General features: G+C 57.4%; 20 protein-coding genes and 1 pseudogene. 15 read left to right on the top strand and 6 right to left on the bottom strand.

The window, feature by feature from the left end; all coding sequences use genetic code 11:
* The 3 genes from AC19YQ_RS23990 to AC19YQ_RS23980 form a co-directional block, all read right to left on the bottom strand.
* Positions 1 to 514: ABC transporter permease (locus AC19YQ_RS23990; RefSeq protein WP_500596098.1), on the bottom strand; the 514-nt coding region annotated here is incomplete at its 3' end.
* Positions 515 to 577: 63 nt separating this feature from the next.
* Positions 578 to 2,188, bottom strand: a complete 1,611-nt coding sequence (locus AC19YQ_RS23985) for an ABC transporter substrate-binding protein (RefSeq protein ID WP_219261194.1) — start codon at positions 2,186 to 2,188, stop codon at positions 578 to 580.
* 72 nt (positions 2,189 to 2,260) lie between these two features.
* On the bottom strand, positions 2,261 to 3,415 hold the full coding sequence (locus AC19YQ_RS23980; protein ID WP_133077568.1) for a mandelate racemase family protein: 1,155 nt from the start codon (positions 3,413 to 3,415) through the stop codon (positions 2,261 to 2,263).
* 370 nt (positions 3,416 to 3,785) lie between these two features.
* Here AC19YQ_RS23980 and AC19YQ_RS23975 point away from each other — a divergent pair, with 370 nt between their 5' ends.
* Both AC19YQ_RS23975 and AC19YQ_RS23970 read left to right on the top strand, forming a co-directional pair.
* Positions 3,786 to 4,511 (top strand): oligogalacturonate-specific porin KdgM family protein, encoded by a 726-nt coding sequence (locus AC19YQ_RS23975; RefSeq protein WP_133077567.1) that lies wholly within the window; start codon positions 3,786 to 3,788, stop codon positions 4,509 to 4,511.
* Positions 4,512 to 4,598: 87 nt separating this feature from the next.
* On the top strand, positions 4,599 to 5,423 hold the full coding sequence (locus AC19YQ_RS23970; RefSeq protein ID WP_500596097.1) for an NAD-dependent epimerase/dehydratase family protein: 825 nt from the start codon (positions 4,599 to 4,601) through the stop codon (positions 5,421 to 5,423).
* 11 nt (positions 5,424 to 5,434) lie between these two features.
* Here the strand turns inward: AC19YQ_RS23970 and AC19YQ_RS23965 are convergent, their stop codons facing one another.
* Positions 5,435 to 6,175 (bottom strand): FadR/GntR family transcriptional regulator, encoded by a 741-nt coding sequence (locus tag AC19YQ_RS23965; protein WP_133077565.1) that lies wholly within the window; start codon positions 6,173 to 6,175, stop codon positions 5,435 to 5,437.
* A 170-nt stretch (positions 6,176 to 6,345) separates the two neighbouring features.
* On the opposite strand from AC19YQ_RS23965, the gene AC19YQ_RS23960 reads away from it, so the two are divergent.
* The 10 genes from AC19YQ_RS23960 to AC19YQ_RS23915 all read left to right on the top strand — a co-directional run bounded on the left by AC19YQ_RS23960 (position 6,346) and on the right by AC19YQ_RS23915 (position 18,456).
* A complete protein-coding gene (locus AC19YQ_RS23960) occupies positions 6,346 to 7,224 on the top strand; it encodes a helix-turn-helix domain-containing protein (RefSeq protein ID WP_019829282.1) in 879 nt (292 codons plus the stop codon).
* 130 nt (positions 7,225 to 7,354) lie between these two features.
* Positions 7,355 to 8,707 (top strand): glutamine synthetase family protein, encoded by a 1,353-nt coding sequence (locus AC19YQ_RS23955; protein WP_500596096.1) that lies wholly within the window; start codon positions 7,355 to 7,357, stop codon positions 8,705 to 8,707.
* Between the two features lie 43 nt (positions 8,708 to 8,750).
* Positions 8,751 to 9,839 (top strand): polyamine ABC transporter substrate-binding protein, encoded by a 1,089-nt coding sequence (locus AC19YQ_RS23950; RefSeq protein WP_445261381.1) that lies wholly within the window; start codon positions 8,751 to 8,753, stop codon positions 9,837 to 9,839.
* Between the two features lie 50 nt (positions 9,840 to 9,889).
* Positions 9,890 to 11,188 carry an NAD(P)/FAD-dependent oxidoreductase gene (locus AC19YQ_RS23945; RefSeq protein ID WP_339475349.1) on the top strand — a complete coding sequence of 433 codons (1,299 nt, stop codon included), beginning with the start codon at positions 9,890 to 9,892 and terminating at the stop codon, positions 11,186 to 11,188.
* 159 nt (positions 11,189 to 11,347) lie between these two features.
* Positions 11,348 to 13,090 (top strand): amidohydrolase, encoded by a 1,743-nt coding sequence (locus tag AC19YQ_RS23940; protein WP_500596095.1) that lies wholly within the window; start codon positions 11,348 to 11,350, stop codon positions 13,088 to 13,090.
* 46 nt (positions 13,091 to 13,136) lie between these two features.
* Positions 13,137 to 13,913 (top strand): TorF family putative porin, encoded by a 777-nt coding sequence (locus AC19YQ_RS23935; protein WP_500596094.1) that lies wholly within the window; start codon positions 13,137 to 13,139, stop codon positions 13,911 to 13,913.
* A gap of 88 nt (positions 13,914 to 14,001) precedes the next feature.
* Complete coding sequence (locus AC19YQ_RS23930) at positions 14,002 to 14,904, top strand: LysR family transcriptional regulator (protein WP_339475343.1); 903 nt, start codon at positions 14,002 to 14,004, stop codon at positions 14,902 to 14,904.
* A 216-nt stretch (positions 14,905 to 15,120) separates the two neighbouring features.
* A complete protein-coding gene (locus AC19YQ_RS23925; protein ID WP_500596093.1) occupies positions 15,121 to 17,271 on the top strand; it encodes a TonB-dependent siderophore receptor in 2,151 nt (716 codons plus the stop codon).
* Positions 17,272 to 17,510: 239 nt separating this feature from the next.
* Positions 17,511 to 17,765 carry a helix-hairpin-helix domain-containing protein gene (locus tag AC19YQ_RS23920; RefSeq protein ID WP_500596092.1) on the top strand — a complete coding sequence of 85 codons (255 nt, stop codon included), beginning with the start codon at positions 17,511 to 17,513 and terminating at the stop codon, positions 17,763 to 17,765.
* Positions 17,766 to 18,231: 466 nt separating this feature from the next.
* Positions 18,232 to 18,456, top strand: coding sequence for a hypothetical protein (locus AC19YQ_RS23915; protein ID WP_133077557.1), 225 nt, complete (start codon positions 18,232 to 18,234; stop codon positions 18,454 to 18,456).
* Positions 18,457 to 18,526: 70 nt separating this feature from the next.
* Here the strand turns inward: AC19YQ_RS23915 and AC19YQ_RS23910 are convergent, their stop codons facing one another.
* Complete coding sequence (locus AC19YQ_RS23910; protein WP_339475336.1) at positions 18,527 to 18,787, bottom strand: PA2433 domain-containing protein; 261 nt, start codon at positions 18,785 to 18,787, stop codon at positions 18,527 to 18,529.
* Between the two features lie 476 nt (positions 18,788 to 19,263).
* On the opposite strand from AC19YQ_RS23910, the gene AC19YQ_RS23905 reads away from it, so the two are divergent.
* The 3 genes and pseudogenes from AC19YQ_RS23905 to AC19YQ_RS23895 form a co-directional block, all read left to right on the top strand.
* Positions 19,264 to 19,866 (top strand): hypothetical protein, encoded by a 603-nt coding sequence (locus tag AC19YQ_RS23905; protein ID WP_339475334.1) that lies wholly within the window; start codon positions 19,264 to 19,266, stop codon positions 19,864 to 19,866.
* A 193-nt stretch (positions 19,867 to 20,059) separates the two neighbouring features.
* Entirely contained in the window at positions 20,060 to 20,386 is a 327-nt protein-coding gene (locus AC19YQ_RS23900) for a DUF2388 domain-containing protein (RefSeq protein ID WP_500596091.1), read from the top strand.
* A 179-nt stretch (positions 20,387 to 20,565) separates the two neighbouring features.
* Positions 20,566 to 22,071, top strand: a pseudogene (locus tag AC19YQ_RS23895) (FAD-dependent oxidoreductase); the annotation flags it as partial.
* A gap of 770 nt (positions 22,072 to 22,841) precedes the next feature.
* Here the strand turns inward: AC19YQ_RS23895 and AC19YQ_RS23890 are convergent.
* Entirely contained in the window at positions 22,842 to 24,095 is a 1,254-nt protein-coding gene (locus AC19YQ_RS23890) for a hypothetical protein (RefSeq protein ID WP_500596090.1), read from the bottom strand.
* Positions 24,096 to 24,209 lie beyond the last annotated feature (114 nt).

The raw sequence follows: 24,209 nt of genomic DNA, 5'->3' as shown, positions 1-24,209 counted from the left end.
ATCCAAGCCCGGCGTAGAACACCAGAAGGCCCATCATGCCCAGCCAGAAGATGGGCGTTGAGTAACCGAACAGTGTGATGACCCGGGCAATATGGTCCCCCATGCGCCCCTGGTTACTGGCAGCGCAGACCCCCAGCGGCAACCCGATCAGGACGCCGAACAGGATCGCCAGCGTTGCCAGTTCGATGGTTGCCGGGAAGACCCGCAGGATGTCTTCAAGCACCGGATGACCGGTTAACAGCGCGTTACCGAAATTGCCGTGCAGCAGGTCATTGAGGTACAGGCCGAACTGGGTCCAGATCGGCTTGTCCAGGCCCATTGCCCGGTAGACCTGGTCATAGGTGGAACTGTCCGCGTCCGGCCCGACCACCGCCAGGACCGGGTCCAGCGGCATGACCCGGCCAATGACGAACGTCAGAGCCAGCAGGCCGAGCAAGGTCACCAGGACCGTGCTGACCCGCCGGGCGGCGTTGGAAGTACGTGCTCCCAACACAGAGGCTGTCGAAACAAACATAGTGAACTCCTGATCTATCGGGCACCGGTGCACCAAGGACGCGGGCGTTTACCCGCGCCACTTTCAGCGATTTTTGTAGACGTCTTTGTAGCGCGTGGTCGCCGCCGTATGGCCCTGGAAATCAACCACATCGCCGTACACCAGCACCGTGTCAGTCATCTGCGAGACAGGCAGGATGGCGCCGACCTGCTGGTCGAGCTGCTCCTGAATCTCGCGGTACTGGGCCAGTTGCCTGGCGGCATCGGGCTCCACTTCGGCGCTTTCGATCAGGGTGTTCAGTTCAGGGCTGTAGAACGATGTGCGCCAGCCCTGGAAGTTGCTGAGCTTGGCTTCATCGCGGTTGTCGGGGTTGTAGACCAGCGTGCGCAGACTGGAATGGGGGTGGCGTTCAGCACCGCCGCCGCCACGGCCGACGATGATGTCAAAGGACCTGTCGCGCATGGCGCCGTAAACCTGGTTGCCGGTGCCGGTGATGATGCTGGCCTCGATCCCGGCCTGGGCCAGGGTCGATTGAAGGCTGGAGGCAATGTTGATAAACGGCGGCTCGGTAAGTACCCGGATAGAGGTCTTGAAGCCGTTGGGATAGCCCGCTTCGGCCAGGAGTTTCCTGGCTTGCTCGACGTTCAACTGGTAGCCCGGATCGGGCAACCGTGCGGGAAGCCCCAAGGGCAAAGGCCGCTGATTGATCACGCCGTAGTGCGGCATCACGGTCTGGTTGATGCCCTGATAATCGATCAGCGAACGCACGGCCTGGCGAACTCGGGCATCGGCAAACATCGGCTGCTTCACGCTCAAGGCCACGTAGTAAAGCGTGCCGCGCTGCAGGCTCTGGGTACGAATATTGGGATTTTTTTGCAGGGCCTGGATATCCGGGGCCGACATGCCTTTGGCGATGTCCAGATCACCGCGTTCGATCATCAGCCGCAAGGACTGCGACTCGGTCATGTTGCGCATGACGATACGCTTGAGCTTGGCCGGGCCACCCCAATAGCCATCGAAACGGGTCATCAGAATCACGTCATTGGCGCGCCAGTCGTTGAGCACGAAGGCTCCGCTGCCAGCTGCGTGGGTCACCAGCCAGGCGGCGCCCATATCATTGTTCTTTTCGTGCTCCAGGACTTTTTTACGGTCCAGGATAAAGGCGCTGGGAGACGTTGCCAGCGTGTTGAGCACCAGCATCGGATCGGTAGGCCGCGCCAGTTCAATCACAACGGTATTGGGGTCAGTGGCGCGGATCAGGCGGTCAACGTTGTCGGCACTGAAACCGTATGCCTTCCAGGTCGAGGCCAGGGCCAGATTGAGTTTGAGTACCCGCTGCAGCGACCACACAACATCCTCACTGCTTAAAGGATTGCCCGACTGGAACTTCACATCGGGGCGCAGGTTAAAGGTCAGGGTCTTGCGGTCATCGCTGACCTGCCAGCGTTCCGCCAGCGCGGGTAACAGGCGATCGGGCTGTGCCACGTCCTGCACCAGCAGCATGTCGTAGAGATTGGCATTAATCTCCGACACATCCAGGCCAGTGGCCGCCGCCGGATCCAGGGACAACAGGTTGATCATGCTCATGCCGACAATCAGCTGGTCGGCCGGGGTCTTGGCATAAGTCACAGGTACTGCAGTGACCGCCAGGGCCATCGCCAATACCCGCGCCCAAAGCAAAGGGGAAATGCTCATGGTGAGAGTGCCTTTCTTATAGTTATAGGGCGCTCGGACAACCCGGTTTTCACCGGGTTAGCCGGGTACACATCAGAAGCTTTTGAGCGTGTTGGTCTCGATGAAATCGAAATCGATTTCTTCGCCCAGCCCTGGCAAATCGGAGAGATGAACAAAGCCATCGCTGTCCATCGGATCCACCAGGCGCTTGAGATACGCGGGCACTTCGTCGTAATCCAGGTACGGGTGCAGCAACCCGCGCTCATACCAGGTGCAGTTCTTGATGGCCCCGACCACCGCCAGGTTGGCGGCACCGTTGCCGTGGATTTCGCAATCCATGCCGAACGACTCCGCCATGTGCGCAACCTTCAGGCACGGCGCAATACCACCGACCCCGGCCACGCCTGCGCGCAAAATATCGCACACGTCGTTCTTGACCCAACTGGCACGGCTCAGGTGCTTGCCGCCCAGGCTTTCCGGGCCCAGCACCGGAATATCCAATTGCCCCGCCAACCAGGCGTAGGACTCTGCCGAGTCTTCCATCATGGGTTCTTCAAACCAGGCGAAATTCAGTTTTTCCAGTTCGCGGCCGATGTACAGCGCGTCAGTGCGGCTGTACCAGTGATAACCATCGAGCATCAGGGCGATATCCGGCCCCACTGCCTCGCGCACGGCGGCGCAGGCTTTGACATCCATACTCGGGCTCGGGGCGAAGGACACCGGCGGCATCCAGGTGTGCAGCTTGATCGCCTTATAGCCACGCTCGACCAGCGTCTGGGCAAACCGGCCGTAATCTTCTGGCGTCGCCAGACCACCCGGTAATTCATCACCGCACATGGTTGAGCCATACGCAGGCACCTTGTCGCGGAAACCACCAATCAGTTTGTGCACCGGCACGCCCAGCTTGCGGCCTGCCCAATCCCACAACGCCTGCTCGACCAGTGCCAGGGCGCGGTCGGTCAACTGGCTGGCGCTGCCACGTTGCCAGTGCGCCAGCTCATGCCAGATCTTTTCGCGATCAAATGCGTTTTGCCCCACCAGCACTTTGCGCACAAAGCCATCGAGCACATACGGCCTGATCAATTCGGGAGCACCGAAGGCATACCCCTCGTTGCCGTCTTCGGTCTGGATCCGCAGTAGCGCCATTTGGGCCTGGGCGACATCACCGGGATGGGCATGGCCGGCGCTGTCCACAGCGCGGCGAGTGGGATAGGAAAAAACCTGGACGTTGACTGCGGTAATTCTCATGGACGTGGTTCGCCTTTTTATTGGGTGTGTATCAGAGCAATCGCCTGTCGAAATGATCATAAGTCATCGTACAACGATTGAAAAGACACGGATAAACATCCTTTAAAAATGCACGCCGCCCCTGAAAATCCCACGAAAGCCCCAATTTACTGGGGCTTAAAGGACAACATCGAGATAACTCATCCAGCATGAAGGCTGCGTAAAACGTCAACATATGTAACAAGATGTTACCAAAGCACCTATAACCCATAGACTCGTTACATGTCGTACGATAACGTATGTCGGCGCGCAAAATTTGATACAGCCGTAGCAACTGATTGGTAGTAGCCGTTTCAAACGAACCCCAAAAAAAACAATAAAAGAAGGCCGTATGAACAACCCTCTACGTACGCTCGTTACCGTCGCGACCCTGTGCCTGCCCTTCTACGTCAGTGCCGATTCCGCCAGCATCAATTACCGCCACCAGATGACTGAGGAAGACAGCGCCCACGCCGACAGAATCAAGCTGGGCTACCGCATGGACAGTGGTCTGGGCTTTGAAGCAGAAATGAAATACCGCACGGCTGGCGATCGCAAAGACGTCGCCTACGACAACATGGTCAACAACGGCCATGAGTTCACCGTCAGCTACAACTACAAGTTGAGCCCGCAATCGACGCTGACACCGGCTTTCCAGATGGACAGTTCGAAGGACTCGACCTCTTACAAGTTCGGCCTCAAGTACAACTACAAAATCAACGACACCTTCTACGTCGCCACGCGCTATCGCATCGACATGAAGAAACTGGACCGTGATCAGGTCAACAGCGACATGCCCGACAACCTCAAGGACAACCAGGACACCCACCGTATCGAAGGCTGGCTGGGCTACACCCCGGCCAGCAAGTGGGCGCTTGAGTACCAGGCCATCTACTTCAAGACCAACTACATCCGCTACGACAACGAGAAGAGCGATTACGAGCAGAACCTGATCGTCAAATACAAGATCAACAAGCAGTGGGCGCCGTTCATGGAGGTGGGTGACGTCAAGGTCAGCTCAACCTCCGACGATCGTCAGGCGCGCTGGCGTCTTGGGGTCCAATACAACTTCATGTAATGCCAGGCAGGCCTGGCGTTCGCGCATCGTGCGCCAGGCAAGCCCCTGTTACCCAGACCTGAATACCCATCGATGGATGACCTGACCATGACAACACCGCTTGCCTCGAATAAACCCTTCAACCGTATTTTGCTGACCGGTGCCGCAGGTGGCCTGGGCCAGATACTCAGGGACACCTTGCAGGCCCACGCCACCACCGTTCGCCTCTCGGACATCAGTCCAATGGCGCCTAGCCGTGGTGAACATGAGGAAGTCATCACCTGCAACCTGGCCGACAAGGCCGCCATTACGGCGCTTGCCAAGGATGTCGACACGATTGTTCATTTGGGCGGGATTTCAGTCGAACGCCCCTTTGAAGAAATTCTCGAGGCCAATATTCGCGGCACCTTTCACATTTACGAGGCCGCACGCATCCACGGGATCAAGCGGATCGTCTTTGCCAGCTCCAACCACGTGACGGGTTTCTATCCCCAGGACACGCAACTGGATGCCCACTCCCAACGCCGTCCCGACGGCTATTACGCGCTGTCCAAGGCTTACGGCGAAGACATGGCAACCTTCTACTTGCACCGGTATGGCATCGAGACGGTGAGCCTGCGTATTGGTTCTTCGTTTACCGCGCCCCGCAATACCCGAATGCTGTCGACCTGGCTCAGCTACTCCGACCTTGAACACCTGGTAGAGCGCGCCTTGCTGGCACACGACGTCGGCCACAGTGTGGTCTACGGTGTTTCCGACAACAGGGATGTGTGGTGGAGCAACCGCCATGCCTCGCACCTGGGCTTTGCGCCGCAGGACACTTCAGAACCGTTTCGCCCACAGTTCGAACAACAGCCCGAACTGGCGGCTGATGACCCAAACCGGCTGTATCAGGGCGGGGCCTTTGCGGTCGCCGGACCTTTCGGCGAGTGAAGCGCCAGCACTCATCCCTTCAGGCTTGACTCATACGCCTTGCGCATACGCTCACGGCTGTTGGAGAGGTGCAGACGCATCGCCGCACGGGCCGCATCGGAGTCGCGGCGGACAATGGCCTTGTAAATATCCTCATGCTCGCGGCTCAACCGCTCCAGATACGGGCCCGCATCACTGGTATGGCGCGTTGAGTGCAGCCGGGTGCGCGGGATGATGCTGAGCCCCAGGTGCAACATGATGTCGGTGAAATAACGATTACCCGTGGCCAACGCGATCTGCTGGTGAAACTGGAAGTCCGCAGACACGGCGTAATCGACACTGACTGCCGGTGAATTCAGGGCATCCAGCGAATCGCGCATCAGTTGCAGCTGTTGATCCGTTCGCCGCGAGCACGCCAGGCCTGCAGCCTCCACTTCCAGGCTGATGCGCAACTCAAGCACAGCCAGCACGTCGTGCAGCGTCACAATGCTGTCAGGGTCGATATAAAAACCGCTGGCGCTCGGGATGTCCCGCACAAAGGTGCCAATGCCATGCCGGGTTTCTACCAGCCCGCTGGCCTGCAATCGGGAAATAGCCTCGCGCACCACTGTACGGCTGACACCGTGTTCCTGCATGACCTGCGACTCGGTCGGCAGTTTTGCAGCACGTGCCAACTCACCCTCTCGAATCCGCCGGGAAAGCTCAGTAACCAGATCCTCGGCCAGGCTGCGATGCTTTTGGCGAGCTCGGGGTTGGACGTTCGGGTTGTCCATCAAGTGCCTTTACTTCTGCTGGCGAATGAACCGCCATCATAGCTCAAGCAGTTGTACGACAACATGCCTAAGCACCGAGACCTGCTCCATCCGTGTCTTGCGCGGCCTTTTTTCCGCTGATAGGGTCTGCTGACAATACCTGCCCAAGCAGGAACACGAGGAAGCAAGCCATGCAGATTCAATCCCACAACACGGCGGACGTGGATCAGCAACTGGTGATTGCAGGCTGGCAGGAACACTACCAACAAATGTCGGCCGGGTATTTCCAGGGCAAGGTGGTGCACCTGCAACTCAACGGCATCGAGGTGTTTGAGGAGCAGATGAACACCCGCATCGAGCAGCATTTCCATGCACCCGCGGCCTCGCTGGTGTTCAGTTTTGACACGCAAAACGGCTCGCTCTATCTGCTCAACGAAGAAACCCAGAACACCTGGATCACCCCGGAAAACTACAAGGAAGTCTCGGTCGTCATCGGCCCCCGTTACCTCAGGCAACTGGAAAACCTGAGCAACCTCGACGGCCTGTTCCTCACGCCGCTGGTGTCCCAGCAAAGCCGCATTTTTGGCCGCTGGTTAAGCAGCACCTTGCAGCAACTGGCCGTCGATGATTCGCCCCTGCCCGACGAAAGCCTGGCCCAGCAACTGGTCGACGATTGCCTGTATATCCTCGACTGCCCGCGCCAGACCCTCGATCACAGCCAGCAAAAACACCTGGCCCATGACCGCCGCCTGATCCAGCGCGTATTCGACCTGGTCATGACCGCCCCGCAAGAACATTTCAACGTGCTGCAACTGGCCAATGCCGCCGGGGTATCCGTGCGCCAGTTGCAACACAGTTTCACGTCCTTTACCGGCGTGTCGCCCAGCCAGTGGCAACGTTTGCGCCGACTGAATTTTGCCCGCCGCGACTTGCTGCGCCTTTGCCCCGCCCAAACCACCGTGGCAGAAATCGCCATGCGCTGGTCGTTCTGGCACCTGGGCCGGTTCTCGGAAACCTACCGCACACTGTTCGGCGAACTGCCCAGCAGCACCCTGTTGCGCCCCCGCTAGCGCACCAAAACAGGGCATGAATTAAAACGCAAATCGGATAGAAGCCTGCCGTCCCACGATTGCACTATCACCTCGCAACACGGAACTGAGCAGCCAGGGGGCGCTCAGGCATTTCCCTGCAAGAGGCGTTATGAAAGGCAATCTGGATCGACTGAGCCATTGGCTCAAAGAAAACAAAATCACTGAAGTCGAGTGCCTGATCTCTGATCTGAGCGGCATCGCCCGGGGCAAAATCTCTCCCACCAACAAGTTTCTCAACGAGCAAGGCATGCGCCTGCCAGAGAGTGTCTTGTTGCAGACAGTGACCGGCGATTACGTAGAAGACGATATCTACTACGAACTGCTGGACGCGGCGGATATCGACATGCACTGCCGCCCGGATCAGGACGCAGTGTTCATCGTGCCCTGGGCAACCGAACCCACGGCACAGGTCATTCACGACACCTATGACAAACAGGGCAATGCGATTGAACTGTCGCCGCGCAACCTGCTGAAAAAGGTCTTGAGCCTGTACACGGCGCGCGGCTGGAAACCGATTGTCGCCCCCGAAATGGAGTTTTACCTGACTCAGCGCAGCCCCGACCCTGACTACCCGCTGAAACCGCCAGTGGGTCGCTCCGGCCGCCAGGAAACCGGGCGCCAGTCGTATTCGATCGAAGCCACCAACGAATTCGACCCGTTGTTTGAAGACATGTACGACTGGAGCGAAGCCCAGGGGCTGGATCTGGACACCCTGATCCACGAAGAAGGCACGGCGCAGATGGAGATCAACTTCCGTCACGGCGCGGCGCTGTCCCTGGCTGACCAGATCATTATTTTCAAGCGCACCATGCGCGAAGCGGCGCTCAAGCATGACGTGAGCGCAACCTTCATGGCCAAGCCCATGACCGGCGAGCCAGGCAGCGCGATGCACGTGCACCAGAGCGTGGTGGACCTGGAGACAGGCGAGTCGGTGTTCTCCAACCCCGATGGCAGCATGAGCGAGCTGTTTATGCACCACATCGGCGGCCTGCAAAAGTACATCCCCGAAACCCTGCCGCTGTTCGCCCCTAACGTGAATTCGTTCCGCCGTTTCCTTCCCGACACCTCGGCCCCGGTCAACGTCGAGTGGGGCGAAGAAAACCGCACCGTGGGCCTGCGCGTACCGGACTCGGACCCGCAAAACCGTCGTGTTGAAAACCGACTGGCCGGTGCCGATGCCAACCCTTACCTGGCCCTGGCCGCCAGCCTGCTCTGCGGTTACGCCGGGATGGTCGAAGGCATTGAACCGAGCGCGGCGGTCGTTGGCCGTGGCTATGAACGTCGCAACCTGCGCCTGCCCCTGGAGGCCGCGCTGGAGTGCATGGAACAGTCGGACATGGCCAAGAAGTACCTTGGCGAGCGCTTCACCAAAGGCTTTGTGGCCGTCAAACGGGTCGAGCACGAGAACTACAAGCAGGTCATCAGCTCATGGGAGCGGGAGTTCCTGCTGTTTAGCGTGTAGCACCCAACGCCTTCCAAAATGGACTCACAGAAAGGACATGTGGATGAAACCGATAGCCAGAAAACTGATGTTCATAAGCCTGTTCGCCCTCGCCGGTCAGGCCTCGGCGCAAGACACGGTCAATATCTATAACTGGACGGACTACATCGCCGAAGACACCCTGGCCAACTTCCAGCGCGACACTGGCATCAAGCCGATTTATGACGTGTTTGATTCCAACGAAACCCTTGAGGGCAAGTTGCTTGCCGGACGGACCGGCTATGACGTGGTTGTGCCCAGCAACCACTTTTTGGGACGGCAGATCAAGGCCGGGGTATTCCAGAAGCTCGACAAGTCGCAGATCCCCAACTGGAAGAATCTGGACCCCACCTTATTGGCCCGACTGCAGGCCAACGACCCGGGCAATGAGTACGCCGTGCCCTACCTGTGGGGCACCAACGGCATTGGCTACAACGTCGACAAGGTCAAGCAGGTGCTGGGCATCGACACCATCGATTCCTGGAGCGTGCTGTTCGAACCGGAAAACCTCAAAAAGCTGAAAAGCTGCGGCGTTGCCTTTATGGACTCTGCGGACGAAATAATGCCCTCGATGCTCAACTATATGGGGCTCAACCCCCGCAGCCTGGAGCTCAAGGACTACAAGGCAGCCGAGAAAAAACTGGAGCCGCTGCGCCCCTATATCAGCTACTTCCATTCCTCCAAGTACGTGACGGACCTGGCCAACGGCGACATCTGTATTGCCTTCGGTTATTCGGGTGATGTGTATCAGGCGATCCATCGCGCGCAAGAGGCCGGGAACGGGGTGAATGTTGCCTACGTGGTGCCCAAGGAAGGCGGCAACCTGTGGTTCGACATGCTGACCATCCCGGCAGATGCCAAGAACCCCGAGCAGGCCCATGCCTTTATCAACTACATGCTCAAACCTGAAGTGATTGCCGGTATCAGCGAGTACGTGGGCTACGCCAACGCCAACACCGCGGCCACGGCCTTGATGAAAGACGAAATCACCCACAACCCGTCGATTTATCCGCCCGAGTCAGTGCAGGCCAAGCTCTATGTGTCATCGGAGCTGCCGCCAGACCTGATGCGCTGGATGACCCGTTCGTGGAACAAGTTCAAGTCCGGTCGTTAATCCTGTGCCGGGCATCAATGGATGCCCGGCAACTCAGTAGGCAGTTTTTTATGACGTCCATGATGTCTTTACCGCACACCTATTACAGCGCCACGCGCAACCAGACGCTCAACTGCCCGCCCCTTGAGGGCCAGGTGCAGGCGGACGTCTGCATCATTGGCGCAGGCTTTACCGGCTTGAACACCGCCATTGAGCTGGCGGAACGTGGTCACTCGGTGATTGTGCTTGAGGCGCAGCACATCGCCTGGGGCGCCACCGGGCGCAACGGCGGCCAACTGATTCGCGGGGTGGGTCACGACCTGGACGCCCACGAAAAAACCATCGGCCGTGAAGGCGTCACGGTACTCGAACGACTGGGCCTGGACGCGGTGGATCTGGTGCGTCAGCGCGTAGAAAAACACGGCATCGACTGTGATTTGCGCTGGGGCTTTTGCGAGTTGGCCAACACCCCGAGCCATGTTGAAAACCTTGTCGCCGAGCAGGCATCCCTGCAACGGCTGGGCTATCGGCACAAGGTCGAGCTGGTAGCGCGCGCAGACATGCACCGCGTGGTCGCGTCGGACCGCTACCTCGGCGGGTTGATCGATGAAGGCTCGGGGCATTTGCACCCGCTCAACCTGGCCTTGGGCGAAGCCGCCGTCGCGCAACAACTGGGGGTCAGGATTTACGAAAACAGCGCGGCGACCCGTATCGAATACGGCAGTCAAGTTCGCGTGCACACGGCCAACGGCGTGGTTCATGCCAAAACCCTGGTGCTCGCGGGCAATGCCCATCTGGGTGATCTGGAGCCTGCGCTCAGCGGCAAAGTGTTGGCCGCTGGCAGCTACGTGATTGCCACTGAGCCCTTGAGCGAGGATCTGGCGCACACCCTGATCCCTGAAAACCGGGCCCTGTGCGATCAACGTGTGGGGCTTGATTACTATCGTTTGTCGGCCGACCGGCGCTTGCTGTTTGGCGGCGCGTGTCACTACTCCGGGCGAACGCTCAAGGATATTGCGGGGTATATGCGCCCCAAAATGCTTGACGTATTTCCGCAGCTGGCAGGCAAAACCATCGACTTTCAGTGGAGCGGCATGATCGGCATTGGCGCCAACCGGCTGCCACAGATTGGCCGGTTGCAGGCCCATCCCAACGTGTTTTATGCCCAGGCCTATGCCGGGCATGGCATCAACACCACCCATATGGCGGCGCGGCTGGTTGCACAGGCCATCAGCCTTGAACACAGCCAGGGTTTTGACCTGTTCTCCCGCGTACCGCACCTGACATTCCCCGGGGGCAAGCACCTGCGCTCGCCACTGTTGGCGTTGGGTATGCTCTGGTACCGACTCAAGGAAATCGCTGCCCGCTAATACGAGATGCGAGACACCGCGCCGCGAGTATCGCGGGCAAGCCCGCTCCCACAGGGATTGGGGCTGTGGGAGCGGGCTTGCTCGCGAGGCAGGCGCCGCGGTTTATCCGTTAGTTCCAACACTTTGAAACAAGCCAACAACACTAAAAAGGACGTTCACATGAAGCGTTTTACCCCGTGTGTGCTTGCAGCATTGTTTACCCTGCCCTCGCTGCAGGCCATGGCCGCTGCCGACCTGGTCTTCACCAACGGCAAAGTGTTTACCGGCGTGCCCGGCCAGGCGCTGGTAAACGCCGTGGCCGTCGAAAACGGCAAGATCATGAAAGTGGGCAGCGATGACGAGGTCAACGCATTGGCCGATGCCAAAACCCGGCGCATTGACCTGGCAGGCAAGGTACTGATGCCCGGCATGATCGACACCCATAGCCATCCGGTACTCGCCGCTTTGGCCAGCCTGGGGGCGAACCTGCTGGATGAAGAAAAACCCCTGCCCGAGCTTGAACAATGGATTATCGAGCAGGAGCAGGCAGGCAATACCGGGGACGGCGCCATCGTCAATATTGCGGGCGTCAGTTCGGCCTATTGGGAACAAAGCAGCGAGTTGGGCAAGCGTTTCAATCAGGGCCGCTGGGCTGACAAACCGCTGGTATTGAACGGTATCGACGGGCATACCGGCTGGGCCAACAACGCCATGCTCAAGCACGCCAACATTGATGCCGCCTTTGTAAAGAACCTGCCGAGCAAAGAGCGCGGTTATATCGGTCACGGGACAGACTTCACCCCGACCGGTTTCGTTGCCGAGTCCATGTGGGATCAGGTACGTGGCCAGGTTCCGCCGCCAAGCGCGCAGGTGATGCTCAAGGCTGCCCGAGAATCCGTAAGAATAAATAACCAGTATGGGGTTACGGGCTGGATGGACGCGGCCTCGAACGCAGGCCATTCCGACTCGCTGTTTGATTTCACCGCCACTGAACAGAGCGTGGGCGTATTGCCGCTGTATCGTCAATTGGCAGAGAACGGAGAGCTTTCAGCCCACGTCGCGGCTCTGATGCTGACCAATTCCAAAAGCAAACCCGCCGACCTTGAAGTGCTGGCCACGGTGATGAAGCAGTTCGAAGGCGTACCCAACCTGACCTTCCCCGGCATCAAGGTGTTTGCCGACGGCGTCCTGGAATACCCGGGGCAAACGGCGGCAGTCATCGTGCCGTACAAGAACAATAATAAAAACGGCGAACTGCTGATTGACCCTGCGCACTTTGGCGAGCTGGTGGTGGCCGCTGAAAAGCGCGGCTGGATCGTACACATGCATGCGGTCGGCGACCGTGCGGTGCGTGAGTCCCTGAACGGTTTTGAATATGCGCGCTCGCAGAGCCCCGCACCGGTGACCCACAGCATCAGCCACTTGCAACTGGTCAACCCCAAGGAGTTCCCGCGGTTTGCCCAACTGGGGGTAGTGGCATCCATGCAACTGCTGTGGGCGACGGAAGAAAGCTACACCGTCGACCTGGTGAAGCCTTACATCAGTGTATTTGCCTATGGCTATCAGTACCCGGCCAAATCCCTGAAAGATGCCGGGGCCATGATCGCCGGCGCCAGCGACTGGCCGGTTTCCAGCCCGAACCCGTGGAACGCCATCGCCCAGGCAGCCACCCGCAAAGGCCCTCTGGGAGTGCTCAACGCCAAGGAAAGCCTTGATCGCCAGAGCATGTTTTATGCCTACACCAGCAATGCCGCCAAAACCCTGGGCCTGGATGCCCAAATCGGCTCTCTGGCACCCGGCAAGCAGGCTGACCTGATCATCCTCGACCGTGATGTGTTCAGCGTCGATGACGAGGCCCTTTCGGACACCAAAGTCCTGAAGACCTTCTTCGCCGGTAAGCAGGTGTACGCACCTGACGCCTGATTGACCCGCATGGCCCATGGCGCCTTATAAAAACAAGAGAATCGATATGAATGCATTGTCTGCCTGCATGCTCACGGGCCTGGCCCTGGCCCCCTTGCTCAGCGCCCAGGCGCTGGAGCTCAACGATGATTTCCAATTGGCGATCACCCCCACACTGATCAGCGACTACCGGGCCAACGGCCTGTCGCAAACCCTGGGCGACCCCGCCGCCCAGCTGGCGATCACCCTCAACCATGTCAGCGGTTTGTATGCTGGCCTGTGGACCTCCAATGTCGACTTTGGCCATGACTCCAAAGCCCGACAGGAGATCGAATACTTCGCCGGTTACTTCTGGCAAATCAACGACAACATCAGCCTGGACACTTTCTACACCCGCTACGAGTTCCCCCGTGAAAGCGGGTACAACCAGAGCGATATCCAGACCACCCTCGACCTGTACGGCGTGTTGCTCGGGGGCAAGTACGTCAACAACATGAAAGGCCCGGACTACGAGGATGACAATGGCGAGTTCCACGAGGGCAAAAAAGACGAGGATTTATCCACGGTTTTTATCGGCTATCACACCGTGCTGCCCGCCGAGATCGGCTTGGTCCTGCGCTATGAATACGTCGACTACAAGGACGACGTATTTTTCAGCAACAGCGGCAAGGGACGGGGCGATTACTACGACTGGGAGGTCAAGCTCAGCCGCCAGCTGATCGGTATTGACTGGGCGCTGAGCTATATCGATACCGACCTGTCGAAGGCCGAGTGCACCAGCTTCACCGGCTATGACGATGTGTGCGGTGCAACGCTGGTGGCCAGCGCCAGCAAAACCTTCTGATTAAACCTGCGATCAGGCGTCACCCATTATCCTGTGATCCATTACCATGAGCCTCGCCAAGACGTCGTTACGTAGCCTGGAGTGCTCAGTGGAAATCAAACACCTGCGATCATTTGTGACCCTGGCGGAGGAGCTGCACTTCGGCCGCGCTGCACAACGGTTATCCATCGTGCAACCGGCCCTGAGCATGCAGATAAAGATGCTCGAAGAAGAGCTGGGGGTGCGCCTGTTCGAGCGTAACCGGCACTCGGTCACGCTGACAGAAGTGGGCACCCTCTTCCTGCCCGAAGCCCGGGCCACGTTGTATCAGTCTGCCCATGCGGCGGATGTGGCCAGGGCTTGCGGGCGCGGAGAAATCGGGCGCGTACGCTTGGGGTTTGTGTCATCGGTCCTGCCTGAACTGCTGCCCTCACTGATCCGCTCGTTGCATGCACGATTCCCGCGTATTGAACTGGAACTCAAGGACATGCCCGGCCCGGATCAGGCGGTGGCACTCAAGAACGGCCAGCTCGATTTCGGCCTGATGCGCTTGCCAGCCGCCATCCCCGGTATCCAGACCCGCGAAGTGCTGCAGGAAACCTTTATTGTTGCCCTGCCCGGCGATCACCCGCTGGTTGCCTGTGACACCCTGCACCCGACCAACCTCGACCAACTGCCCGTGTTTATCCTGGCCAGGCGTTACGCCCCCGGCTTTTACGATGAGCTGATGCAAGCGGTCACACGCCAGGGCGGGCAGTTGCAAATTGCGGCGGAGCTGGGCGAGTTCACCACCATGCTCGCGCTGGTGTCGGCCGGGCTGGGCGTTGGCTTGCTGCCCGCCAATGCCGGGCGCGCATTACCCGCCAACGTCATTTCCAGGCCCCTGGAGCTGGGAAGCTACCGCGCAACCACAGGGCTGGCATGGACGGATCTGAACAGCGCCGTCAAAAGCACCGTGTTCAACTTGATGAGCGAGTTACTGCCGTTTGGGCAACAAGCGCTCAAGGAGTAATGCGCGCGCACGTTGCCCTGCCCCACGCCTTTTGTACGCCGCACCCAAAAGTTAATGATAAACATTCCCGCCAGCTGATACGATTCAGCTCTACTGACGAGTCTGAAACGCCCGTAATAGACGTTTCACCCGGAGTACCTGGAACCTTATCCAGCGTGTGTCCGGTGCTCGGCAGCGAATTCAGTTATCTGCCGTCAATGGTGTGGAGTGTTACGGATGTTGCAAAGGAAGCATGGATTCAAACGGGCAGGCATTGTGCCGCTGGGTGTGTGTACCAGCCTGGTGATCAGTTGCACGGTGCTGGCGAGCGAAGTCGCCCCCCTGCAACTGCCCAGTACTCAGGTCGACGGTGTGCAATCCAGCGCAGACGATACGGACTACCGTGCAGGCTACAGCTCGACGGCAGACAAGACTGAAACGGCCTTCCTGCAGCAATCACAGACCGTGGACACAGTGACGCCGCAACAGCTCAAGGATCAAGCGCCTCAAACCCTCGAAGACGTGATCAAGTTTATGCCGGGGGTCGTGGTCAGTAATAATTTCGGTGGCACACAGGACAGTTTCATCAAGCGCGGTTTCGGCAACTCCGACGATGGCGGCGTGCTGCGCGACGGGGTGCGCATGCCCATTGGGCGCAATTTCCAGCGCGTCACCACCGAGCGCGTCGAGATGCTCAAGGGCCCGGCGTCATTGCTCTACGGCATGCAGGAACCGGGCGGCGTAATCAACGTGATCACCAAAAAGCCGCAGTACCAGTGGAACAGCACACTGGGCGGCACCCTGAGCGATCAGGGCGGTGGCGATGGCTGGTTCGATGTGACCGGGCCGCTGGGTGATACCGGGTTTGCATTTCGACTGATCGGGCAAAACCGGGACGAAAATTACTGGCGCAACTTTGGCCAGAACACGTCCAAACTGGTCGCTCCCTCGCTCGCCTACGAGTCTGAGGATCTGTCATTTCTCGCCGCCTATGAATACAACGACTACAGCAACACCCTGGACCGGGGCGCCGTGTTTTACAACGGCCATCACGTGGGCAGCCGCGACAAGCGCCTGGATGAAAAATGGACCCGTGCCCAAGGCCAGCGCCAGTCGTTCAACACCACCACCGAGTACCGTCTGGATCCCGCTTCACGGGTACGCCTGACAACGGGTTGGGTGTATGACCACTACAACGATTACCAGGCCGACCCCAGCGAATATCGCCCCGCCACTGGCGAGCTGACCCGGCGTTTTCGGCGCAATGTGGGCGCCAACCGGGAGAACGCTTACCTGTCCCTGGACTGGATCGGCAGCAGGACCTGGTACGGTATCGACCATGACCTGGTCACGGGTGTCGACTATGAAACACGTCGCGAAGCCAACGGGGATTTCCTGCAGAGTCGAAACGTCGGCGGCTTCTACCCGGCCGACCCGCAGTATGGCTTGCTGCCCCCGACAGGCACCGTCAACCCGTCGAACACCAACGGAAAAAGCCATATCAAGGGCCAGTCGCTGTACGTCAAAGACACGGTACATCTGGGGGAAAAATGGATTCTGGCGCCGGGCCTGCGCTATCAGCACTACTCGATAGACTCGGGGGCGGGTCTGGACTTCAAGGAAACCACCGATGAGGGCGAGTCCAAGCTCCTGCCCTTTCTGGGGCTGGTGTATCAGATGCGCGATGACCTCTCTGTCTATGCCAACTACAGCCAGTCGTTCGCACCCAATGAGATGGAATCCGGCACCACCTTCGAAGGCACTTACAAGTCAGAGACCGGGCGCCAATACGAGGTGGGGCTCAAGTATGACAACGGTGACTGGACCAGCCAGCTGGCGCTGTACGACATCCTGAAAAAGAACGTGCAGCAGAACACCGGCGAGCTGGACGAATTCGGCAACATGGTGCAGCGCCTGGCGGGTGAAGTGCAGTCCCGTGGCCTGGAATGGAGCATGACCGGACGCCTGAACGCGCAGTGGAGCGTGATAGCCAACTACGCCTACACCGATGCCCGGATCAAGAAGGACACCGACCAAACCGAGGGCAATCGCCTGTTCAACGTGGCACGCCATGTAGGCGGTGCCTACCTCACCTACGAAGTCCCGGCCGATATTTTCTCGGGCCGTTTGCGTCTGGGCTCCGGTGCTCGCTATGTGGGCAAGCGCGCGGGCGATATCAGCAACTCTTTCGAGCTGCCTGACTACACCACGGTAGACGCTTTCGTGTCCTGGAAATCCAGCCATCTGCTGGGCAAGGAAACCTCGCTGCAACTCAATGCCGGCAACCTGACCGATCGCAGCTACTTCGTGGCGTCGGGTGGCAACACCCGGCGAGTCAGCTGGGGAGAAGGACGCACGCTGCGCCTGACCGGGGAAGTCAGCTTCTGATCAGACCTGCGGGCGCCATGAAGCCTGAGCATGGCGCCCGCAGAGTGGCCTGTTCCCCCGCTTGTGACGGGTAACTTCTGCTACGTTGATCCGGCGCTTGCGCAATGAGTGCTTGATGCAGGCCTGCCTGAGTTTCACAATCCGAGATTACGCCCTGAAGTGAGCCGGGCGCTGAGCTTTTCAGCTGTTACAAAACCGTCCATGGCAATGGATTGAACTGACCAAAAAGGACTTTATGGATGTCATTTTCACTGGAAGAAAGAACCGCCTTGTTAGCGCTCAAGGGCGTTGGACTCACCGTCATCACGCGACTTGAACAAATGGGCATCGGGTCCCTGGCTCAACTCAGCAAAGCGAGTGTGTGTGACATTCTGGCCCAGGCATCTGCAGCAACAGGATCGACTTGCTGGAAAAACAGCCCTCAGGCCCGGGCTGCCATTACTGCGGCTTTCGAGCTCGCCAGAGCCTCGACAGAGTTTGAAGTAACCCGGTAGACACCTTCAAAAACCGCCCTTTCGAACTGCCTGGTCGTCACGAATCGACTAAGGCTCACTGACGCCCGGGCGCTGAACTTTTTAAACAAGGGCCCGGTCACACTTCAACCAATACTGTGTGTGAACATCTGCGTGCTTGACCTTACCGATAGCAATCGAACGTTTTTGAAAAAAATATACTCACTCTCCACCGACCTGAGCGACAGGGAGGTCTTGGTGGGACTCACCCATGAAGAGTCAGAGCGCTACCTGGCCCTGAGCGATCCAGTGAGAAACGCCACGCCTGAGGAAATGCAAGAGCACTCAGCGCTAAAGGAGAGACACATCCTGACTCGCGTGCAGGTTCTGGAGGCGGAGTTGTGTCTTCGAACCGAGAACCCTTCTGTACACTGAGAGACTAACTTCGGTGGAGTCGGTCATAACCCGGCAGAATGACCTGCCGTAAGACAGATTCTCAGGAGAGCTCATGAGACGCATCGAGCACAATCAGGAGCTTAGTCGCAAGCTCGAAATAATAGGCGCCAAGCTTGAGCAGGCCGCTGATGATGCCCTTGGCCAAGTGAAGGAATATCAAGGCGCAGAACTGATAGAGGTCCTCAAGCTGATCACGAAGCTTTACGAAGACGTCGCTCGGCTTAAAGTGATTTCAGACGAGCTGAAACAGCGATACAGCGCAGACTCAGGCGCTTGATTTACCGGTTTTCACCCGAAAAGCGTGGACGGCCAGCGACCTTGGCAGCATGGCCGTCCGATCACCTCGGTTACTGACCTTTTTGTGAATTCACAACATCCTGCAGCGCTTTATTGGTGAGGCTGATGCACTTCTGTGTGTCGCCTTCAGCCTGTGCTTTTTGTGCCTCAACCCGCGCGTCGTGGATCTGCCCAAGCAGCGGTTGTCCAAGGGTGCTGGCGGTGGCCTTGTAGTCAGAAAGCTTCTGCAGATTGATGGTGCACAAATCATCGGCAGCAAAAACCGGAGTAGCTGCCAGTCCTGCTAAAACAAACAACACTGATCGTTTCATAACGCTCTCTCTTATTGAGGCAGTGGGCTTTTACTATAGTCCCGGATCATTATGGACACCGAAAATAGCGACCTGGCGCCTGTCCCTACTGTTCCCCTCCTCGCCCAATGGCGCCCCCCTGCAAATAAATCTGCTGAAAACAGTGCAGATTGACGCAATCAAGCTTCACTTGAATATAAAGGTTTGCAATGAACAACCAGCGCCAACGACAGCCTGTCGGTAACTGCCCGATCCCTCACGGGAGGTCGCATCGGAGTGTGATCTGAGTAGCACCTGACAGACCCCACTCCAATGCAGAACATTCAAGCGCCGCGCAATGTGGCCATCGGCATCAGAGCCTGTAACTACCCTTGATGACTTATCCCCTTCCTGACTCGTTTTCCTGACCCGCGCCAGCCCTGCGCGAGCATTTTTGGTGGGAGCCCGAATGATGGCAATGTAGAATCACCCTCTTAACCCTAAAATGGAATTTACTCATGCTGTATCTCCGCGTCCTTGCAATCCTGTGCGCCTTCACGGCTCTGGGTGGCTGCGCCTTCGGCCAAAAAATCGACTACCGACAATCCAGCCCCGCGCTTCACGCACGCTCTGACACGCCCGTTGAATTAAACGTCATTGATGAGCGGCCTTACGTGCTCAAAGATGAAAAAGATCCTGACTTTGTTGGGCGCATCAGGGGGCTTTATTACAACCCCTTCAATGTCAACACGCTGACGGGCGATCCTTTATCGGCCGATATCAGAGAAGCGGTGCGTGGCGCACTGGAGAAATCCTCCATCAAGGCGCAGCCCGCTTATTCAGCCGCCAGCGCGAAACCCGGGCAGAAACTGTTGAAGCTCACCCTGCGTGAATGGAAGATTGATGCCTACATGCGCACCCGGTTCGACTACGACATTACGGCTTCTGTGTTCGATGAACACGGGAATCAACTGGCGACGAAGAGCGCGAAAAACAGCGGTGAGGTGACGAACGTCATTACCGCCGGCACTGAAGTATTGAGTGCCGTGCTCAACTCAGATGAAATTGTCTCTGCGCTTTCGTCAGCACCAAAGACGACAGTGCCCTTCGCGTCCAAGTAACGCTCCCCAACCCTGACGGGCTCAGCCGGTTCGTCAGGGTTGTGGCGTAAAGTGAAACGCCAGACCGCTTCCGGGCGTCACCACTCTGCTATGGTGGTGGCCCAAAAATGCAGTGCAGACATTGCAGCATGGAGTGTTGGAAGATTCCGGCAACCCGTGGTGGTGCCCGTAAGTGCGCAAGGAAGAGACAAGAATGAAGTCATGGAAAATACTGGTGCTGGCCCTTGTGGCGTCGACTGGCAATCAGGCAGTGGCGGCTGAAAACAACAACCCATTCCAGGCAGCACTCATGATCACCACCGTTGTACCGTGCGTGATCATCTCCGGAGCCACGGCAGCAACTGCGAGCATTCCCGACCTCTTCAAATCCGCCAAGAGCGATGCACTGGCGTTCATTGGTTCGGATGGCGAGATTCGGGGCGCTGAGTTTGAGCAGGCGTCCCGGTATTACAAAGCCAGCTACCGTCAGCCACTGATGTCGGATCAGCAACTCGCAGAGGCGATTGCGGCGTCCTTCTAACACTGACGCTGTGATCTGCAGCCTATGTACAGCGAGCTGGGTATCGGCTTTGCCTGTGTGTCAGGTGTGCGTCTAGAGGCACTCAGGTTCTACCGTCCCTGCCGAGCTGCCCGCTCCTGAGCGATCAAGTGCTCTGTGAGTTTGCGTGGTTTGCATCGCGACCCTCTCGCCACACAAAGAACGAAGGTTCACGCTACAACGTCGAACGCGTTGATGCCTTTCTGGACAATGCACCACGGATGGTGTCGTTTTTTGAAGAAAAAACGACTTTGAAATGGGTCGATGGCAACGGCATCCCGGATGTGCATGGCAACGTTCCCGGGGCCGCAGTGCAAGGTCATCAGGTGATCGCGGCACCTTACGATGCAAGAGAAATGGGGCCATTGATCCTGCGCATGCGCAAGACCATGAGAGAGACCTCCTTCCTTGGCATGCCCATCATGGCGGGTTCCGACCTCGCTGCATTTTTGAGTATGACCCGATCGTTCAAATCCTTTACCCATGTCACCAAGCGTTTTCTACGACACCTGCGAGATCTGGCCCTCCACGGTCGGGCTATGCACCTGGTCAATGGCGTGGCGTTGGTGGCACGACTGGCCAAATCGGCGGTCGATCTCGGTGTCACGCTGATCGAGTCTGCACCCGCTCGCAAATTGATCATGGATCAAGGCAAGGTCGTGGGGGCTATCGTCGACACACTGCAAGGTCCGACGCAGATCCGCGCCACCAGGGGTGTTGTACTTGCAGCTGGTGGTTTCCCCAACGACATGCAGCGACGCAAGGCACTTTTCCCACGCACACCTACAGACAAAGACCACCTCGCCCTGCCCCCCGTTGATTGCTCTGGCGATGGTATTTCCTTGGGAGAGTCGGTCGGAGGCGTGCTTGATATCGACGTTGCATCGCCTGCCGCATGGGCTCCGGTTTCATTGGTACGGCATGGGGACGGCACCCTGGGGCATTTCCCCCACATCATTGACCGTGCGAAACCGGGACTGATTGGCGTGCTGTCCACGGGCAAGCGATTCGTGAACGAAGCCGACGGCTACTACGACTACACCGCTGCCATGGTAGCGGGGGCGCCTGAAGGTGAAGAAGTTGCATCGTGGCTGATCTGTGACCACCGCTTCCAGCGCCGCTTCGGACTGGGTCATTCGCGACCGTTTCCACTACCTGTCGGGCCTTCGGTACGTAGCGGGTACTTACAGCGCGCCGAGTCCATTCAGGCACTGGCCGAGCGCTGTGGAATAGATCCGGTTGGATTGTCCGAGACCGTGCGCAACTTCAACGAACACGCCCGCAACGGTAAGGATCCAGAATTCGGTCGTGGCTCGACGCCTTACAACTGCAAACAGGGGGATCCGCTCATCACCGAGGGCAACCCCTGCGTGGCCCCAATCGAGCACGGCCCTTTTTACGCAGTCAAGGTTCGACCTGGCAGCTTCGGCACATTCGCTGGCCTGAAGACCAACGGCCATGCTCAAGTGCTGGATCACAGCGGGACTACCATCACGGGGCTCTATGCGGTGGGTACAGACATGGCGAGCGTCATGGGTGGATTCTATCCCTCTGGAGGAATCAACCTGGGGCCGGCCATGACATTTGGGTATATCGCGGGGCTTCATGCGGCATCCAAGCAAAGCTCCCAGGCTCCCCCACCCGGAAAGCCGGGCGGCTCGACTTGATTGAGTCATTTGTTGCGGTATCAAAACTGTTAAAGCCAGGGTTCTGCCAGTAGAAGCTTCAAGCAGTCGATCTGATCACCTTACGCAAGGATGGCCAAAATATTGCGGGCGTGTGAGGAGATTCAAGATTGGGTACTGATAGAAAGTCCCTGAGCATGAAAAAGCCCAACTCGCGAAAGTTGGGCTGAATCATTGAGTAATATGGTCGGGACGGAGTGATTCGAACACTCTACCCCTAGCACCCCATGCTCCCTCGTAAAATATCGTAACTGCTTGTATTTAAAAGAAAAACTTAATTATTGATGATGCCAAAATGTACTGCTATTCGTGCGTAGGCAAACGGTAAACCGTGGCCTGCAGGGTAGGTTTTGCGCAGTTTCGGTACCGCCTCCCGCTTTTGATTACAGCCGTTCCCCGACAATTAACGCTGAGCTGACTGCTTTCGGCCAGAAGCAGACATTGGATTAAGAGATGCTTTGGCCGATATTGGATGTTCGTGACTAACCGTAGTCTGTAGTGGTTAACGAACCCCAGAGAAACCAAAGAACACGAAGAAATCCGGGAATGTAAATCATCCATATGGACAAACCGTGCAGGATCACCTACCTCAGCAGTCATAAGCGACCTTACCAGTAAGGACAGCCCATCAACAATTCAGCTGCCTCACAAAGAGGATGCGGTCTTGTCAATGCCCCTCAGCCCGTTCATCCCCTGTTGGCCCTTTTCCCTTTATCGAAAACCATGAAACTCAGATCACACGATCCTTTGCATTAAGCTTGGCCTCGGTTAGTTTTCCTAGCCAGCGCTCTCACCCCAACGCCATACCAGCAACCCTGCTCACCCGGCTGTGCATTGAAACCAATCATGTACTGTTTCCACGGAGCGACACTACAAAGCTCTGGGTTCGCCTGAATTTCCTCGGCAGCGCAAGCCCCCTTGAACGGGCATTTTGACTCAGGCAAAGAGCTAGTCGAGTGAAGCCTTGCTTCCGCGTCGAGATGTAGCTGAGTGAAGTAAAGCGAGGCTTGAAATGCTCCCAAGCATTGCAGTTGACTGTCGTCAACTTGGACGACGCCACTCCCGCCCCAGTAAAAATCAATCTTGCCCTCAGGCTTTTGCTGAAGCACGCAATGATCCTGCATTCGCGCCACGAGTGATTTAAACCCATTACTACTCAGGGGTTCTTTCAGAAACTCTAATTCCAAGTAAGGTCTTACCCTGCGCACGTTAAGCCCCGACAAAACTAAACGCAGCACTATTGAAAAACCTTTCGCCATCACATCATCTCCGGGAAAAAACTGCATAAGCTGTTTGACCCTTTCGATCTTGCCTTCGACGGACTCCCTAAATCTCTTAAAAGTCTGCGCTTCGAAAACCTCGAATGCATCTGAATGTACTGCCTCGCATGCTTCAAAAAAACCATTTGATGCCGCAGGTGTTAGGAGTGCGCAGACACCAATCTTGATGCGTTCCACTGCAGAACTTTCTCTACCGATAAGATGATCAACAACCTTCCTGTACGAAAGATAAGGATGCAGAGGCATATTCAAGTCCAACTGAAACTCAGGAACTCCACTATTTCGCCTCACCTCACGATCTACCTCGTACGCGACTCCTTCGGTAAGAAAATCAAAACCGATATTACTTATGTCTACCTCGTGCTCGCGGCCAGCGCTTGTCACGATGATATTTAACCCTTTAGTCACAAATGCAATCTTGGTATCTAATCCAAGGCTCCAAACTTTGGAATGGGTCGGCGAAAAGTACCAAGAGTCAGCAGTTCTGGGTAGAGCCGTAGCCTTAACGCTTGTACCTCGGAGTGCCTGGGTGCTGGTGGCCCAAAAGTCGAACTGCTCATTCATACCTAAGGCGTCCGCTTCTGCGTGAAAATGTCCGTGCTTATCGGTTTTCGTCACAAACGTAGGTAAGAGCACAAGGCTTGAATAGAGCAATTCAAAACCAATATCAGTACTTAAGTTGTGTAACGAATGAATATATTCATGTACGTGAAGTGTAGTGGTCAACTCATCCCGGACACGGTTTTGAGTTTTTCTTCCGTTTTCGCTGGGGCCAATCCATCGTTAAATTGATGAGGTCGGATCCAGTTGTAGTGATGCATCAGGTACTGGCTAATATCT

It is taken from the genome of Pseudomonas sp. MF06569 (assembly GCF_059862735.1).
This window is presented reverse-complemented; position numbering and strand designations above follow the sequence as displayed.